Annotated in this window: 15 protein-coding genes; 2 read left to right on the top strand and 13 right to left on the bottom strand. The window is 65.8% G+C overall.

What is annotated here, in order from left to right; translation table 11 throughout:
* Positions 1–110 precede the first annotated feature (110 nt).
* Positions 111–1457, bottom strand: coding sequence for a TldD/PmbA family protein (locus HV823_RS13360; RefSeq protein WP_176950216.1), 1347 nt, complete (start codon positions 1455–1457; stop codon positions 111–113).
* Positions 1458–1569: 112 nt separating this feature from the next.
* Here HV823_RS13360 and HV823_RS13355 point away from each other — a divergent pair, with 112 nt between their 5' ends.
* Positions 1570–3408 carry a monovalent cation:proton antiporter-2 (CPA2) family protein gene (locus tag HV823_RS13355; RefSeq protein ID WP_176950215.1) on the top strand — a complete coding sequence of 613 codons (1839 nt, stop codon included), beginning with the start codon at positions 1570–1572 and terminating at the stop codon, positions 3406–3408.
* Between the two features lie 25 nt (positions 3409–3433).
* On the opposite strand, the gene HV823_RS13350 is transcribed toward HV823_RS13355, so the two are convergent.
* From HV823_RS13350 to HV823_RS13340, 3 genes are all read right to left on the bottom strand, one after another.
* Positions 3434–4309 carry a patatin-like phospholipase family protein gene (locus HV823_RS13350; protein ID WP_176950214.1) on the bottom strand — a complete coding sequence of 292 codons (876 nt, stop codon included), beginning with the start codon at positions 4307–4309 and terminating at the stop codon, positions 3434–3436.
* A gap of 107 nt (positions 4310–4416) precedes the next feature.
* Positions 4417–4977: a 16S rRNA (guanine(966)-N(2))-methyltransferase RsmD gene (gene rsmD / locus HV823_RS13345; RefSeq protein WP_176950213.1), complete on the bottom strand. Its 561-nt coding sequence runs from the start codon at positions 4975–4977 to the stop codon at positions 4417–4419.
* A gap of 3 nt (positions 4978–4980) precedes the next feature.
* Positions 4981–7005, bottom strand: a complete 2025-nt coding sequence (locus tag HV823_RS13340) for a pseudouridine synthase (RefSeq protein WP_176950212.1) — start codon at positions 7003–7005, stop codon at positions 4981–4983.
* Between the two features lie 73 nt (positions 7006–7078).
* Here HV823_RS13340 and HV823_RS13335 point away from each other — a divergent pair, with 73 nt between their 5' ends.
* Complete coding sequence (locus HV823_RS13335; protein WP_246301309.1) at positions 7079–7531, top strand: nucleoside deaminase; 453 nt, start codon at positions 7079–7081, stop codon at positions 7529–7531.
* A gap of 34 nt (positions 7532–7565) precedes the next feature.
* Here the strand turns inward: HV823_RS13335 and HV823_RS13330 are convergent, their stop codons facing one another.
* From HV823_RS13330 to HV823_RS13290, 9 genes are all read right to left on the bottom strand, one after another.
* Entirely contained in the window at positions 7566–8309 is a 744-nt protein-coding gene (locus tag HV823_RS13330) for a GGDEF domain-containing protein (RefSeq protein WP_343051861.1), read from the bottom strand.
* Positions 8310–8444: 135 nt separating this feature from the next.
* Positions 8445–8927 (bottom strand): GNAT family N-acetyltransferase, encoded by a 483-nt coding sequence (locus HV823_RS13325; protein WP_176950350.1) that lies wholly within the window; start codon positions 8925–8927, stop codon positions 8445–8447.
* Between the two features lie 5 nt (positions 8928–8932).
* Complete coding sequence (locus HV823_RS13320; protein ID WP_176950210.1) at positions 8933–9547, bottom strand: hypothetical protein; 615 nt, start codon at positions 9545–9547, stop codon at positions 8933–8935.
* Positions 9538–9696 carry a hypothetical protein gene (locus tag HV823_RS13315; protein WP_176950209.1) on the bottom strand — a complete coding sequence of 53 codons (159 nt, stop codon included), beginning with the start codon at positions 9694–9696 and terminating at the stop codon, positions 9538–9540. Before HV823_RS13315 ends, HV823_RS13320 begins: the two co-directional genes overlap by 10 nt.
* Before the next feature lie 22 nt (positions 9697–9718).
* Entirely contained in the window at positions 9719–12634 is a 2916-nt protein-coding gene (gene ileS, locus HV823_RS13310) for an isoleucine--tRNA ligase (RefSeq protein ID WP_176950208.1), read from the bottom strand.
* A 234-nt stretch (positions 12635–12868) separates the two neighbouring features.
* Entirely contained in the window at positions 12869–13849 is a 981-nt protein-coding gene (locus HV823_RS13305; RefSeq protein WP_176950207.1) for a bifunctional riboflavin kinase/FAD synthetase, read from the bottom strand.
* 17 nt (positions 13850–13866) lie between these two features.
* The gene (locus HV823_RS13300; protein WP_176950206.1) at positions 13867–14715 is read right to left on the bottom strand and encodes a TIGR01459 family HAD-type hydrolase; all 849 of its coding nucleotides are present in this window, start codon (positions 14713–14715) and stop codon (positions 13867–13869) included.
* 92 nt (positions 14716–14807) lie between these two features.
* Positions 14808–16244: a chromate efflux transporter gene (gene chrA, locus HV823_RS13295; protein ID WP_176950205.1), complete on the bottom strand. Its 1437-nt coding sequence runs from the start codon at positions 16242–16244 to the stop codon at positions 14808–14810.
* On the bottom strand, positions 16180–17013 hold the full coding sequence (locus HV823_RS13290) for a chromate resistance protein ChrB domain-containing protein (protein ID WP_176950204.1): 834 nt from the start codon (positions 17011–17013) through the stop codon (positions 16180–16182). The genes chrA and HV823_RS13290 overlap by 65 nt, the downstream gene beginning before the upstream one ends.
* Positions 17014–17062 lie beyond the last annotated feature (49 nt).

Raw genomic sequence — 17062 nt, 5'->3', positions numbered from 1 at the left:
CGAGGTTGCGGGCTCCACGGAATAAGATGACGCTCGAATAGCGCCAATGAAGGCTTATTCAAGACGAAACGCATGGACTGGATCCTGTTTACGCCCTGCCGGCGGAAAACCTAGCGTCCGGCCAGCGTCATGCCTTCGATCGCAAGCGTGGGGGCCGCGACGCCGAACTTGCGATCGATGTCGCTTGCCGGCGTGATGCGCATGAACATGTCGACCAGGTTCGAGGCGATCGTGACCTCCGAGACCGGGTAGGCCAGCTCGCCGTTCTCGATCCAGAATCCGGTGGCGCCGCGGCTGTATTCACCCGTCACCATGTTGACGCCCTGGCCGATCAGCTCCGTCACGTAAAAGCCGGTACCGACCGAGCGGATCAGCTCCGCGGGCGAAACCTTGCCCGGCTCGAGCGCCAGGTTGGTGCTCGCCGGACTGACGGACGTGCCGCCGCGCACGCCGCGGCCATTGGTGGAAAGGCCGAGCTCGTTTGCCGTCGATGTCGAGAGGAACCAGTGGTTCAGCACGCCGTCCTCGATCATGACCAGGCGCTCGCCGGTAATGCCCTCGCCATCGAAGGGGCGGGAGGAGGAGCCGCGCACCACCAGCGGATCATCGGTGACGGAAAGGCCGGTCTTCAGCACCTGCTTGCCCATCTTGTCGCGCAGGAAGCTCGTCTTGCGAGCGACCGACGCACCGTTGATCGCACCCGCAATATGGCCGGCGATGCCGCGCGCCATGCGGGGATCGAAAACGACGGTCACGTTCTTCGACGTCGGCGCCTGGCGCGGGTTCACACGCTTGATTACGCGCTCGCCAGCGGCCCGGCCGATTTCGGCAGGATCGCGAAGGTCGGCGAAATAGAGGCGGCTGTCGAAGTCGTAGTCGCGCTCCATCTTCGTCCCCTCGCCGGCGATAACGCTGACCGAGCGGCCGAAGCGGCTGGCGCTGTAGGAGCCGGAGAAGCCGTGCGAGGTGACGAGAACAAGGCCACCCATTCCGGCCGACGCACCCGCACCGCTCGAATTCATGACGCCCTGCACGCCGAGGGCGGCGGCTTCCATTGCAAGGGCCGCCTCGGTCAGGCTGTCGGCGCCGACTTCCGTCGGGTCGTACAATTCGAGATCGGGCCAGTTTTTCGCAAGGCGCTCGGGATCGGCCAGCGAGGCATAGGGGTCTTCCGGGGAAGCCTTGGCCATGGCAACGGCACGCTCTGCAAGCTGCTGCAGGTCGAAACCGGGATTGGCGGATACGCTCGCCACTCGCTTGCCGACGAATACCCGGAGCGAGAAATCGTCGCTCTCGGAGGCTTCCGTTCCCTCGACCTTGCCCAGCCGGACGGAAACGGAGCTGGAGCGGCCCCGCACGACCACCGCGTCGGCAGCCTCCGCACCGGCCTTCATGGCACGGTCGATCAGTTCGCCGGCGCGGTCCAGAAGGCTTTCAGAATCGATGGTCTCGGACATGATTTGGCCTTTCATTCCTGCCCCATTTATTGTGCAGTGACGGCGGCATCAAGGGCTGGCCAGTGATTCTCGCCTTCCGCCATCCACATATACCGGAAGGAACCTCTTTCGCATGGCAAACACGCATGCCCTGTTCTCCGAAGCATTGCTACTCCTCGGAGGAGCCGTCCTTGCCGCGCCGATTTTCAAGAGGCTCGGGCTCGGGACGATTCTGGGCTACCTTGCCGCCGGCCTCGTCATCGGCCCGATCCTGAACTACATCCGTGATGGCGAAGAGATCCTGGGGGTCGCCGAACTTGGCATCGTTTTCCTGCTGTTTCTGATCGGGCTGGAACTGCAGCCGTCCCGCCTCTGGCAGATGCGCCGGGAAATCTTCGGCCTCGGCTCACTGCAGGTGGTCGCCACCGGCATCACGCTGGCGGCACTCGCTCTGCTTCTCGGCGTCGAGGGGTGGCAGGCCGCGCTGATCATCGGCTTCGGGCTGGCGCTGTCATCCACCGCCTTTGCGCTGCAGATCCTCGACGAGAAGGGCGAAACCAACACCCGATACGGCCAGCGGTCCTTCTCGCTGCTGTTGTTCCAGGACCTGGCGATCGTGCCGCTATTGGCCTTGATCCCGCTTCTCGCCAAGCAGGCTCCCGAGGATACCACGACCGCCTTTCAGGACTTCCTCGTCGCCATCGCCGCGATCCTGTCCATGCTTGCGATCGGCCGCTACGTACTCAATCCGCTGTTCCAGATCATTGCGCGCACGGGCGCCCGCGAGGCGATGATCGCAGCCGCACTCTTCGTCGTACTCGGCTCGGCAACGCTCTTGCAGTACGCCGGCCTTTCGATGGCAATGGGCGCGTTCCTGGCCGGCGTTCTGCTGTCGGAATCCTCCTACCGCCACGAACTGGAGGCCGATATCGAGCCCTTCCGCGGTATCCTGCTGGCGCTCTTCTTCATGGCGGTTGGCCTGTCGCTCGATATCGACGTGGTGTTCCGCAACTACCAGATCATCCTCATCGCCGTTCCCGCCCTGATGCTGGTCAAGGCGATCGTGATCTATCTGATATGCCGCCTCGGGCACTCACCGCACAACGACGCCGTGCGGGTGGCGCTGCTTCTGCTGCAGGGCGGCGAGTTCGGCTTCGTGCTTTTCACGGCGGCGTCGGCTGCCGGAATCTTCTCGTCCGCCGTCGCCTCGCTGCTGGTGGTGATCGTCACCGTCTCCATGGCGCTGACGCCGATCGCCTCGCTCCTTTCGCGCTACCTGATGACGGAGGATGCGCGCGAGGAGATCGAGGAGGATTTCGAGGGTGCGGGATCGGACGTGCTGATGATCGGCTTTTCCCGCTTCGGCCAGATCGCCTCGCAGATCCTTCTGGCCAGCGGCCGCGACGTGACCGTCATCGACTATTCGGCCGACCGCATCCGGCAGGCTGCGAGCTTCGGCTTCCGCATCTATTTCGGCGACGGCACCCGCAAGGAGGTGCTGCGCACCGCCGGCATCGAGCGCGCCAAGATCGTCGCCGTCTGCACGCACAAGGCTGACATCACCGACAAGATCGTCGATCTCGTGCAGTCCGAATACCCCAATGCGCGGGTGTTCGTGCGCTCCTACGACCGCATCCACACGCTGTCGCTCAGGGCGCGTGGTGTCGACTTCGAAGTGCGCGAGACGCTGGAATCCGGTCTCCTGTTCGGCCGCAAGGCGCTCGAGGAGCTCGGCATGAGCGACGAGGAAGCACTGGCGATCACGAACGACATACGCCGCCGCGACGAAGCGCGACTGGCGCTGCAGGCAGCCGAAGGCCTTGCCGCCGGGCGCGACATGCTGCATTCGCGCCCGGTTCGCCCCGTACGGCCGGAACCGCTGATCAAGCCCAGGCACACCGAGCAGGTCGAGGAAGACGAAGACGAGGGCGGCATCGGGGCGCTGGCGGCCGGGCAGCCCACCGCCGACTGAGGGCCGATTTCCCGAGGCCCTGCCCCTATTCCTTTGCGCGGGCGTGACGCTCGAACTGTTCGTCGAGCGCGCGCTTGAGCTCTTCCCGCACGCCCGCGGTATGATCCAGGATTTCCCTGGCGCGCAGGAAGTCCAGCACCCGGAAGCGGCCGACCTCGGGGCGCAGGAAGATATCCGGGGCGCCCTGCTTCAACTTCAATGCGATCATCGAACGCATGGTCAACTGGCTGGCGCCGTAGAGGCTGTCGACGCTGTTGGGGATCTGGCCGTCGTCGCCGGTCGGCCGGCCGACGACGTCGACGCCGATCGTGATATCCGCCGTCCCTTCCAGATGATCGAAGGGCACGGGATTCCAGAGCCCGCCGTCGATCAGCACGTGCCCGTCGATCCGCACCGGCAGGAAGACTGCCGGGAGCGCCGCGGATGCGGCGAGTGCGGGATAGAGCGCACCGCTTTCGCAGATATGCTCGCACTGCTGGTAGAAATCCGAGGTGACGACCTTGAGGGGGATGCGCAGTTCCTCGAAACGGTCGGGAATGTCGCCATGCAGGAAGGCGCGCAGGATCCGCTCCAGATTGAACTGGCTGACGCGTAGTCCGGACGCCCAAATGTCCGAAAGGGTAGCGGGCCGCAGACCCCAGATCCGGGAGAGTGCCTCCGCCGGCTGCCCCACGGAAGCAAGCGTGTGCTCGCGGATTTCGCGGCCGCTGAGGTCGGCGGCCATCGCGGCCCCCATGAGGGCACCGATCGACGCGCCTGCGATCAACTGCGGCCGGATGCCGAGTTCGTCGAGCACTTCGATGACATGGATATGCGCCAGTCCGCGCGCCCCGCCGCCGCCGAACGCGATCGATACGGTGGGCGTCGCACCAGTGGTTGCTGCAGGGATATCGTCCGGCATCGGGTCTCCTTGCATGTCACAAGCGTTCACGATCGCCATGCCCCGCAAGGTGGGGACCGGCCGCTGGCCCCGACCACAGCAGGAACCCGCCCTCAGGCGGCACTGCCTCAGGCCGGCACGTAGCGATAGAAATGCATCCGCGTGTCGCCGAAGGTGCGCACCTCCAGCATCTCGTAGCCTTCGACCGCTGCCGGCGTCACGTCGGCGCGCTCTTCCAGAATCGCAAGCGCCCCCGGCACCAGCCAGCCGCCTTTCGCCGCCGCCTCCATCGCCTTCTCGCCAAGCCCGCGACCATAGGGCGGGTCAGCAAACAGCAGGTCGAACGGCTCCATGGTGCCGACCGCGCCGAGCGCCGTGGCATCGCGGCGGAAGATCTTGGCCTTGCCCTGCAGACCGAAGGTCTCGATGTTGGTGTGGATCAGGCCGCGCCCTTCCACGCCCTGCTCAACGAACAGCGCCGCGCGGGCACCGCGCGAAATCGCCTCGAGGCCCACCGCGCCGGTGCCGGCAAACAGGTCGAGGACGCGCGCGCCGTCGAGATGTTGTGCGTAGCCGTGACCGAGAATGTTGAACAGGCTTTCCCGCGTCCGGTCGGTCGTGGGCCGGATGTCGTCGCTCTTCGGCGTCGCCAGCGCGCGGCCGCGGAAGGTGCCCCCGACTATTCGCACGCGTCAGTTTCCCCGGCCACGCGGCTTACCTCCGCCCGGGCGCCCGCCACCCGGCTTGCCGCCGGGCTTTCCCCCTGCCCTGCTACCGCCGGGCTTGCCGAAGGAAGGCTTGCCGCCAAAGGATTTTCCACCCGGCTTGCCGCCAGCTGACTTCCCAAAGGAGGGCTTGCCGCCGAAGGACTTGCCGGCCGGCTTGCCACCGAAACCGCGTTCGCCGTCTCGACCGCCGCCGCCGGATCGGTCATCCGACCTGTCGCGGGGTGGGCGGTCGCCGAAGGACCGCTCCGAAGAGAAGGACCTGCCCCGTGACGGGCGGTCCTCACGCCCCCCACGATCTTCGCGCGGCGGCCGATCGCCGAAACCGCGCGGCCCTCTGTCACCGCCGCCACCGAAGCCTCCGCGGCCGAAATCACGGCCACCTTCATCACGCGAACGCTTTTCGGGCTCGCTGGCGCGAATCCAGTCGCCGCCATCCTCGGCTCCGAGAACGCGCGCCTTGCGCTCGCCGCGCTCCGCGCCCGGACGGGCCGCAGCGGCACGCCCCGGCGCCTTCTTGCGGTCGGGATCGAACTTGTGGGTCGATCGGGTGGCCTCGCCGTCGCGGTTGCGGCCGTATCGCTTCGACTTCGGCGCGCCCTCTGGCCGGACGCGAGGCTCCCGCTTCGCCGTTTCGTCGCCTTCGGCGGCGTGCGCCTTCTTCTCGGCGACGGGGCGGGCGCCGGGCGCCATCCAGACGTTGGACTTGCGCGGGCGGTTGCCCGGTTCGCGCTTCGGACGGTCGGAGAAACGGTCGTCGTCGCGGCCGTGCCTGTCGCCACCGTGCCTGTCGCCGCCTCTATCGTCGAAACGGTCGCCACCGCGGCTATCGCGCCGCGTATCGAGACGGGCGCGCGCCTTTTCGCGGCGATCGCCGTCCTTCTCGCGGAAATCGCGGCCTTCGCGCTCACTGCGGCCTTCGCGTTCGCCGCGGCCGAACCGCTCGCTCTGCGCGGGCCTGTCTTCCTTCTCGCCCTGCCCCTGGTCGAACAGCGGCGCCTCGAAATTCGCCTTGGCCTCATCGATCAGGCGCGGGCCAAGCTGGTCGCGCAGCGTGCGGCCGCGGATTTCCTGGGCGTGCCCCTCCGGCAGCTCGCCGAGCTGGAACGGACCGTAGGAAATGCGGATCAGGCGGTTCACGTCGAGACCAAGCGCGCCGAGCACGTTCTTGATTTCGCGGTTCTTGCCCTCGCGCAGCCCCATGGTGATCCAGACGTTGGAGCCCTGGACCTTGTCGAGCGTCGCTTCGATGCCGCCATAGAGCACGCCCTCGACGGCGATGCCGTCCTTGAGCTTGTCGAGCGCTTCCTGCTCGATCTTGCCGTGGGCGCGCACGCGGTAGCGGCGCAGCCAGCCGGTGGCCGGCAGTTCGAGCACGCGGGCAAGCCCGCCGTCATTGGTCAGAAGCAGCAGGCCCTCGGTGTTGATGTCGAGGCGACCGACCGACATGACGCGCGGCAGGTCCTCCGGCAAGTGTTCGAAAACCGTCGGGCGGCCTTCCGGATCGGCATTGGTCGTCACCAGCCCTGCGGGCTTGTGGTAGAGCCACAGGCGGGTACGCTCGATGCCGCGGATCGGCTGGCCGTCGACCTCGATCAGGTCGGCGAAGGTGGCGTTGAGCACGGGCGTGTCGAGCACGGTGCCGTTCACGCTGACGCGGCCTTCCATGATCATGCGCTCCACGTCGCGGCGCGATGCGACGCCGGCGCGGGCCAGCAGCTTGGAAATACGTTCGGGTGCGGCGGCGCCGCCATCGGCGGACGCGCGCTCTGCCGGTGCCGGCCGTGCCCTATCGGGCTTGCCGGAGCCGCCGCGCGCCTCCTTCTTCACGCCGGCCTTTGCGGGGCCGCGCTCGGTCTTGGAGAAGCCGCCGGACTTCGCGCCCGCTGCGAAAGGCTTCTTGCCTCCCGGCTTGCGGTCGCCGTCGCGTGGCTTGCGATCACGGTCGAAGGGCTTGGCGCCCGGCCGTTTGGGCTTGTCGTTGGATGTCATTTGTTGTTTGCCTAGCGTTTTGGCGTGTCGTATCAGGTCAGGCCGTCGGGGTTAAGAGGAATTCTGAGCGCGGATGACGAATAGCTTCATGGACGAGGCGCTGATCGAGGCGCGCGCGGCGGCGGAACGGGGCGAAGTGCCGATCGGCGCCGTCGTCGTGATCGACGGCGTCGTCGTCGGACGAGGCGGCAACCGCACCCGTCAGAACAACGACGTCACCGCCCACGCCGAGATCGAAGCCATCCGACAGGCCTCGGCCACGCTGGGACAGGAACGCCTGACCGGCGCCGACCTCTATGTGACGCTTGAGCCCTGCACCATGTGCGCCGCTGCGATCTCCTTCGCCCGCATCCGCCGTCTCTATTACGGCGCCGAGGACCCGAAGGGCGGCGGCGTCGATCATGGCGCACGCTTTTATGCGCAGCCGACCTGCCACCACGCCCCCGAAGTCTACTCCGGCCTGCAGGAGAGGGAAGCGGCGGCGATACTGCGGCAATTCTTCAAGGACCGTCGCGACGAGGATTGAGACGGGGGCGCGCTTCAGCGTGGACCGGGCAGGCTCAGGCGGCAGCCGAGTTGACCTCGCGCCCGTCGATGACGATGCGGTTACGGCCGCCGGTCTTGGCGCTGTAGAGATCGGCATCCGCCCGCCGGAACAGCTCCATGGGCTCGAACGGCCCGTGCCCGCAGGCGACGCCTATGCTCACGCTCAACGGCACCGGGCGGCTGTCGGATACGAGGATGGCGCTTGCGACCGAACGGCGGATGCGCTCGGCCACCTGAAGCGCCTGGGCCCGGTCGTGCCCCGGCAAATAGGCGACGAACTCCTCGCCGCCGATCCTGCCCCACCAGCAGCGCTCGCCGATCGCCCGGGATATCGCCGCCCCGATCCGTCTTAGCGCTTCGTCGCCAACGAGGTGGCCGAAAGTGTCGTTGACATGCTTGAAGTGGTCGGCATCGGCAATCAGGATCGCCACCGGCCCTGCATTGCGGCGGCTTTCCACATCGAGGTCAGAGAAGAACGCACCGCGGTTCAGCCCGCCGGTCATCGTATCCGTGCGTGCCCTCACCTGCAGGTCGGCATGCAACTCCTTCAGTTCCGCGTACGCACTCTCAAGCTTCACATGCATGAGAGCGAGCGCGTCGCGCTGCCTGACGATGGTCTCGCTCTGGTGGAACTGCCAGGCGCTGGCAGGACCGGCAATGACAAGCGGACAAAGGACGCTCATCCAGAAGCCCGGCCCGTCGGGATGCCCGCCGAGCATCGGCACCAGAAGCAATACGATGCCCACGGAAACGGCCACGGACGCCGCCGTCGCCGCCGCGGCCTTCATGGCTGTCTTTCGGCTGATCCTGAACATGCGAAGAGGGATAGCCGCCGGCGGTTAACGCCAGGTGAGCCGGATTGTGAAATCTGTCGGCATCTGGCTGACAACAGCTCAGCCGGCGGCAAATTGCTTCAGCTTTTCGCCGGAGAGCCGGTAGCGCGTCCACTCGTTCTGCGGCTCGGCGCCGATCGCCTCGTAGACGCGGATCGCCGGCTCGTTCCAGTCGAGCACGCTCCATTCGAAACGGCCACACCCCTCTTCGACAGCAATCCTGGCAAGGTGGCGCAGCAGCATCCTGCCAAGCCCCGCCCGACGGTGCTCCGGCGTCACATAGAGATCTTCGAGATAGAGCCCGTTGCGGGCCTGCCAGGTGGAATAGCTGAGGAACCAGACGGCAAAGCCCGCGGGCTCGCCAGCCTCGGTCTCGCAAATCACGGCGCGCGTGACGGAGCCTACGCCAAAGAGGGAAGTGGCAATGGTCTCGACCGTCGCCTCAACCTCATGCCCGGCCTTTTCGTAGACGGCAAGCTCGGTGATGAAGCGCAGGATGACGCCTGCATCCGCAGGCGTCGCGTTGCGGATGCGGTAGGTCATCGGGCTTAGAACGGCCACCACTTCTTCGTGCCGGAATTGGCCATCTTCGCCTCCTTCTTCCGGCGAATTTCCTTCTTGCGCTCCGGCTCGCCGAGGTCGGCCGCCGCTTCTTCCGGAAGCTTGCGATATTCGAGCGGCGGATCGCTCAGGTAGCGGCGCTTGTCGCTATAGAGGCCCTGCTGCAGCTTGCGCGCCTCGCGATACTGCTCCTGCTGTTCCTTGGTAGAAAGCTGGCGCATCGTGTTGTTCTGGCTCTGCAGCGGCGAGTTGTAGCCGATCTTGCGCTCGTTCTCGGTCGCTTCGGCCTTCAGGCGCTCGCGCATGTCCTCCGGGCTTTCCACCCACTGCGGATTGTCGGCGGTGGAGGCCAGCGTCTTCTGCGGCTGGATCAGCGTCGCCTCGTCCTTCGGCACGACCAGCGAGCCGCGCGGCTGATAGGCGATCTTCTTGTCGCCGTTCGGCGGCCGGAGCATCACGGCGTTGCCGAGGTCGTCCATCAGCTGCTCGCCGCTCGTCTTGTCGGTGCCGTAGGTCGGACCGCCAACGCAACCAGAAAGGACGGCGCAGGCGCCAAGCAGCGCTGCAGCGCCGGCCAGTCGAATTTCTCGCGTCATTGCCATGCAAACCCTTCCCGGCCGAGCCGGTGAATCGCGTCGATCATGTTCACCGAATGCCGTGCGGTGACGGAAAAATCCGACGATTTTCGGGCAGGAATACCGGATGAGGCGCCAAAGCGCAATTCATCCGGTAACTTGACCACCTTGTTCACAACCTTTCGTGATTGCGCCACCTCAGGCGGCGGCGCTGAAGCCGATCTCGCGAAGGGCTGCCGCATCACGCGCGGAAACGTCCGGATAGTCCGGATCGGAGCCGACATCGGTGGTGATCCGCCACGAGCGGGCGCACTTGGTGCCTTCGGCCAATTTCGGCTCGACAGCCACACCTGTGACCTCCTGAAGGCGGAAAGCCTCGTCAGGGCCCTCGCCGGACACCAGCGTGATCGCCGACGTGATGCAGATCTCGGCGAAGTCCTCGCCTTCAAGCGCTGCCATCAGTTCCGCATCGGTGACGTAGACGACGGGTGCCGCCTCCAGCGACGAGCCGATCCGCTTCTCGCGGCGCTCGATCTCGAGTGCACCGGTAACGACGGTGCGCACCGTGCGGATCTTCTCCCACTTAGCCTCAAGCGCGTCGTTCTTCCACTCGGCCGCCATTTCCGGGAACTGCTCGAGATGGACCGAGACCGCGTCGGGCTTGCGCGACAGCCAGGCTTCCTCGGCCGTGAACGGCAGCATCGGCGCCAGCCACAGGACGAGGCAGTCGAAGAGCTTGCGGATGACGGCGAGCGCTGCTCGGCGGCGCAGGCTGGACGGCGCGTCGCAGTAGAGCGCATCCTTGCGGACGTCGAAGTAGAAGGCCGACAGCTCGACGTTTGCAAAGTCGATCAGAGCGCGGGCGATCTTCTTGAAGTCGAAGGCATCGTAGCCCTCCCGCACAAGCTTATCGAGTTCCGACAGCCGGTGCAGCATCAGCTTTTCCAGCTCCGGCATGTCGGCATAGGCGATCTCCTCGCCCTTGTCGTGGGCGAGCGTGCCGAGCATCCAGCGGATGGTGTTGCGCAGCTTGCGGTAGGCGTCGATGTTGGTCTGGATGATCGTCTTGCCGAGGCGCTGGTCTTCCCAGTAGTCGGTGGTCATCACCCACAGGCGCAGGATGTCGGCGCCGGCGTCCTTCATCACGTCCTGCGGCGAGACGACATTGCCCTTGGACTTCGACATCTTCTCGCCCTTCTCGTCCATCGTGAACCCGTGGGTGACGACGGCGTTGTAGGGCGCGCGGCCGCGCGTGGCGCAGCTTTCGAGCAGCGAGGAATGGAACCAGCCGCGATGCTGGTCGGAGCCTTCCAGATAGACGTCGGCCGGCCATTTCAGGTCGGGACGGTCCTCGAGCGTAAAGGTGTGGGTCGAACCTGAATCGAACCAGACGTCGAGGATGTCCATCACCTGCTGCCACTTGTCGTGGTCATGATCGTTGCCGAGGAAGCGCTCCTTGGCGCCGTCGGCGAACCAGGCGTCCGCGCCTTCCTTCTCGAAGGCCGCGAGGATGCGCTCGTTGACCGCCTCGTCGACCAGCACGTTGCCGTCCTCATCGGCGAAGATCGCGATCGGCACGCCCCAGGCGCGCTGACGGGACAGCACCCAGTCCGGACGGCCCTCGATCATCGCGCGCAGGCGGTTCTGGCCGGCGGCGGGCACGAAGCGGGTGTCGTCGATCGCAGACAGCGAGCGCGAGCGCAGCGTCGTGCCGTCGCCGAGTTCCTTGTCCATGTAGACGAACCACTGCGGCGTGTTGCGGAAGATCACCGGCTTCTTGGAGCGCCAGGAATGCGGATAGGAGTGCTTCAGCCGGCCGCGAGCGAACAGTGCGTGGCGGGCGATCAGCGCCTTGATGACGCGCTCGTTGGCATCGCCCTTCTTACCCTTGTCGTCGATGACGCGGCCGGCGCCACCTTCCGCATCCGGGCCGAAGCCGGGCGCATCAGTGGTGAAATAGCCGGCGTCGTCGACGGTGAAGGGGATCGCCGACGAGATGCCGCGGGCTTCCAGCGCGCGGGCGGAATCCATCCAGGCGTCAAAGTCCTCGCGGCCGTGGCCGGGAGCGGTGTGCACGAAACCCGTGCCGGCATCGTCGGTGACGTGGTCGCCGTCGAGCAGCGGCACCTTGAAATCGTAGCCGCCGCCGAGACCGTGCAGCGGGTGGGCGCAGGTGATCGCGGCCAGTTCATCGGCCTCGATGTCGCGGACGAAATTGAAGGTCAGCTTGGCCTTGGCGGCGGATTCGTCGGCAAGGCGCTTGGCGAAGATCAGCTTCTCGCCCGGTTGTGGACCAAAATCGTTCTCGGCGGTCGCGACCTCGTAGAGGCCGTAGGCGTAGCGCGAGGAATAGGCGATCGCGCGGTTGCCGGGGATCGTCCAGGGCGTGGTGGTCCAGATGACGACGAAGGTATCGGCGAGCGCGTCGGGGCCCTCCTTCACAGGGAACTTCACCCAGATCATGTCGCTCTCGACGTCGGCGTATTCCACCTCGGCCTCGGCGAGTGCCGTACGCTCGACCACCGACCACATGATCGGCTTGGAGCCGCGGTAGAGCTGGCCGCTTTTCGCGATCTTCATCAGTTCGCCGGCGATGCGGGCCTCGGCGTGGAAGTTCATCGTCGTATAGGGGTTGTCGAAGTCGCCCTCGATGCCGAGGCGCTTGAACTCTTCCGACTGGACCTTGATCCAGCCGGAAGCGAAGTCGCGGCATTCCTGGCGGAACTCGTTGACCGGGACCTCGTCCTTGTTCTGGCCCTTCTCGCGGTACTTCTCCTCGATCTTCCATTCGATCGGAAGGCCGTGGCAGTCCCAGCCGGGGACGTAGTTGGCGTCATAGCCGCGCATCTGGAACGAGCGGTTGATGACGTCCTTGAGGATCTTGTTCAGCGCATGGCCGATATGGATGTTGCCGTTGGCATAGGGAGGGCCGTCGTGCAGGACGAACTTTTCGCGTCCGGCTGCGGAGGCGCGCAACTTCTTGTAAAGACCCATCTGCTGCCAGCGGGCCACCGTTTCCGGCTCCTTCTGCGGCAGGCCGGCGCGCATCGGGAAATCCGTCTGCGGCAGGTAGAGAGTGGAGGAGTAGTCGATCTTCTGAGCTGTATCGGTCATGGCTGAGGCTATCGCTTGATCGCGCGAACGTTCGCGCACAGTAAGGGGATCTGTCGGTGACGGCGGGGACGCGCAGGACACGCCCAAATACCCGGACCTTCCGGCCTCGCTCAGAGCGCGCGGAAGGCCGGGCCACTAATTCGGGATATGAAAATCAACCTGTGTGGCGCCATGGTGGCGGTTGTTTATGCGCTTTTGCCAAAAAAAGGAAGGGGCGCATCCGCAATTGGGCGATCAGAATGCGAGCTTGGCGTCGATCGCGCCCAGCGGGCGCACGCCGGCCAGAAGCGCCCTCGCCTCCTCGGCATCGCGCTTCATCTGCACGACCAGCGCGTCGAGCCCGTCGAACTTCAATTCGTCGCGCAGATGCTCGAAGAAAGTGACGCTACAGATCTCGCCGTAGAGGTCGCCTGCAAAGTCGAAGACGAACGTCTCCAGAAGCGGCGCGCCGTTGCTGTCGACCGTGGGGCGGCGGCCGAAGCTTGCGACCCCGTCATAGAGCGTGCCGTCGGCGCGGCGGAAGCGGACCGCGTAGATGCCGGTGCGCAGGGCGACCTCGGGCGGCAGCTGCATGTTGGCGGTCGGGAAACCGAGCGTGCGGCCGAGTTGCTTGCCGCCGATGACCTCGGCCTCGACGGAATAGCGATAGCCGAGCAGGCCGGCGGCTTCCGTGACAGCACCTTCCGACAGCAGCTCGCGGATGCGGCTGGAAGAAATAACCTCGGCCGCCTCGTCGCGGAAGGCATCGACCAGGGTCACGCCGAAGCCGTACTTCTGGCCGGAGGCGATCAGGAACGCAGGTCCGCCCTCGCGGGCATTGCCGAAATGGAAGTCGAAGCCGGTGACGACGTGGCCGGCGTACAGCCACTCCACCAGCACCTGCTGGACGAAGTCCGCCGCCGACATCTGCGAGAACTGCCGGTTGAAGGGATATTCGATGACCGCGGCAAAGCCCATGCCTTCCAGGATGCGCGCCTTCAGCGGCGCCGGCGTGATACGGAAGACCGGCTGGTCGGGGCGGAAGACGGTGCGCGGATGCGGCTCGAAGGTCAGAAGCAGCGCCGGCATGCCGCGCTCGGCGGCGATATCCAGGGCGCGCTGCAATACGGACTGATGCCCGCGATGCACGCCGTCGAAATTGCCGATCGCCACCACGCCGCCGCGCAGATGCCCCGGCAGCGGCTCCTTCGTCTCGTTGCGATGGAATACGGTCATGGCCTTCGTCCGTCCAGTTATCGCAGGCGCGGCATCCACCACTTCGGCGAAGCCTGCTCGCGCGCCAGGAACGCCTCGAGCTTCGCCTCGTCCGTCCTGCCGTCCGCGACATACTCCTGCGCATGGATACCGCCGGAGATATAGAGGACGTCAAGCCCGAAGGCTTCGGCGCCGCGGACATCGGTCGGCATGCCGTCGCCGATCGCGATCACGCGCGACAGGTCGAACGCGCCGCGCACCTCGCGCGCCTCCTCGATCGTCTTTTCGTAGATCGGGCGGTGCGGCTTGCCGGCGATCAGCGACGTGCCGCCCAGTTCGCCATAGAGTTTTGCCAATGCGCCCGCGCAGGGGATCAGACGGTGCCCGCGCTCGACCACGAGGTCCGGGTTGGCACAGATGAAGGCAAGGTGGCGGGCGGCGAGCTTTTCCAGCTCCGCCCGGTAATCCTCGGCCGTTTCCTGCTCGTCATCGCGGAAACCGGCACAGACGACGATACCGGCCTCTTCCGCGGAGACCACCTCGACACCGAGACCGTCGAGCAGCGGGTGATCCTTCTCCGCCCCGATGAAATAGATCTTTTCCGGCCCGGACGAGATCAGTGCCCGGGTGACATCACCCGAGGTGACGATGCGGTCATAGGCTTCGTCGCGTACGCCGAGGCCGCGGATCTGCACCTTAACGCCCGGATAGGGGCGCGGCGAATTGGTGATCAGCACGACCGTGAGGCCGGCGGCCCGGGCCGCGGCCAAGGCCTCGGAGGCGCCCGCGAAGGCTTCGACGCCGTTGTGCAGCACCCCCCATACGTCGCACAGCACGACATCGTACCGGTCGGTGATTTCGCTGAAAGTGTCGATGCGCTTGGCCATGCTGATATTCCGATGCTTTTCAGAGCCCGGCTGACATCGCAAAGCCGGACAGAGAAAACAAGGGCCTTGGCCGAATTTTGCCGGGCCGTGGCCTAAATGACAGCGGTGAGCGCAAAGCCGGCAACAGCACAGACAAGGAGCGTATAGACAATGCCGAGCCCGAGGCGGAACAGCATGAACGCCGCGGCTACCGTCAGCAGCAACGCCCACACGTCAATTGACGACGGGTCGGGCCAGGCCATCGAGACCGGGCCGGCTTTGAGCGTGCCGACGTGCCGGAACAGCACGTGGAGGCCGAACCAGATCGCGAGATTCAGGATGACGCCGACCACGGCGGCCGAGATCGCGGCGAGCGCGCCCGAGAGGGCCGTATTCGCCCGCAGGCGTTCTACATGGGGAGCGCCGAGGAATATCCAGAGGAAGCAGGGGACGAACGTGACCCACGTCGTCAGGAACGCCCCGAGCAGGCCGGCAACGAGGGGATCGAGGCCACCGGTATCCCGAAAGGCTGCAAGGAAGCCGACGAAGGAGAGTACGAGGACCAGCGGTCCCGGCGTCGTCTCGGCCAGCGCCAGGCCGTCCAGCATCTCGCCGGGCTTCAGCCATTGATAGCTATCGACGGCCTGCTGGGCGACATAGGCCAGCACGGCATAGGCGCCGCCGAATGTCACCACCGCCATCTTGGAGAAGAAGACGCCGATCGCGGCGAAAGCGCCGGGGCCTGAGGGAAGCAGCGGCAGAAGTGCGAAGGGTGCTGCCCAGAGCAGGGCGCCGACAATGATTATACCGAGCGATGCCCCGAGGCTACGCCGCCTGTCAGCAAACGCGTCTCCGATCACAGAGGGCTTGTCTGGCGCATGCGCCCTGTGGCCGGCCGGCGGTTGCAGGAGGTCTGGGGACGACTGCGCGGCAAGGTAGCCGGCGATGCCCGCGACAGCGATAACCAACGGAAACGGCAGTGCCAGAAAGAAGAGGCAGACGAAGGCGAGCGCTGCCAGAAGGCGCGCGAACGGCGTCTTCAGCGCGCGGCCTGCAACCCGGAGCAGCGCCTCGAGGACGATGGCCAGCACCGCAGCCTTCAGGCCGAAGAAGAGATTTGGCAGCCAGTCGGTGCGCTGGAAAAGCGCGTAGGCCGCCGACAGCGCACATATGACGAGAAAACCCGGCAGCACGAACAGCGTTCCCGCGACGATGCCGCCGCGCGTGCCGTGCAGGAGCCAGCCGATATAGGTCGCCAGTTGCTGGGCCTCGGGCCCTGGCAGCAGCATGCAGTAATTCAGCGCATGCAGAAACCGGCTCTCCGAGATCCACCGCCGATCTTCGACCAGTTCCTTGTGCATCAGCGCGATCTGGCCGGCCGGACCGCCGAAGCTCAGGAGACCGATGCGGATCCAGACGCCGAGCGCCTCGCGAAAGGACGGATGCGGCGGCGCCGAAACTTCGGCGCCGCCGGAAAGCGCGGGCTTATCCACGGTCGTCCCTCTTGCGCGGCGTGTGCGAGACCCAGTCGTGCTTTTCGTCGGTGGCATCGCGCGCCCAACGGTAGAGCGCATCATAGACGAGCATGCCCACCTCGAGTTGTTCGAGGTCATCGGCATACGTGCGTGACAGGCCGAGCGAGATCGCAAGCAGACCCGCCGCCTGCGGCGCGAGATCGGGCCGGTTGGTGTCTGCACCACGCACGATCCTGGCAACGTGCTTCAGCGCAGGAAATTCCAGTCCGAATTCATCCACCATCAAGTCGAAACTGCACAGTTCGCCGCGATGGCTCCAGAACACGCCCTCCACATCGAAGGGGGTTGCGGCGAACCGCTCGGCTACCGCCCCCACTTCCGAAGGCGCGACGAAGAGAAATCTTGCCGCGGGATCGACGAACCGCCGGATCAGCCAGGGGCAGGCGATCCGGTCGATCTTCGGACGCGAACGCGTGACCCAGAGCGTGCCGCCGATCGCTCGTTCTTGCGGCAGGCTCTTGACGGGAACGAGCGGCAGGGAAGCCTCCTGCCATGCGGCAAAGCCGCCTTCGAGGATTTCGGCCTGCGCACCGGCTAGACGCAGGAAGGCGGCAACGCCTTCGCTGAGCTTCAGCCCCCGTTGGCAGGTTACGACCACGCAACGATCGCGATAGGCCGCGGCCCAGGCCTCGACATCGGCGTGACCTTTGCGGATTGACGATGGCAACAGGGAGGGCGCGGCGGCGAAATCATCGTCGTCGCGCACATCGATGATAACAGGCGCTTTCGGCGTACCGATCAGTCGCGCGAGTTTGTCGGGAGATATTGCGTTATAGGAGGCCATGATACGTCCCTCTGTGGATATTAAAGGACGCGAAGTTCGGCATGGCGCC

The organism is Mycoplana rhizolycopersici (genome assembly GCF_013378445.1).
Classification (GTDB): domain Bacteria; phylum Pseudomonadota; class Alphaproteobacteria; order Rhizobiales; family Rhizobiaceae; genus Mycoplana; species Mycoplana rhizolycopersici.
This window is presented reverse-complemented; position numbering and strand designations above follow the sequence as displayed.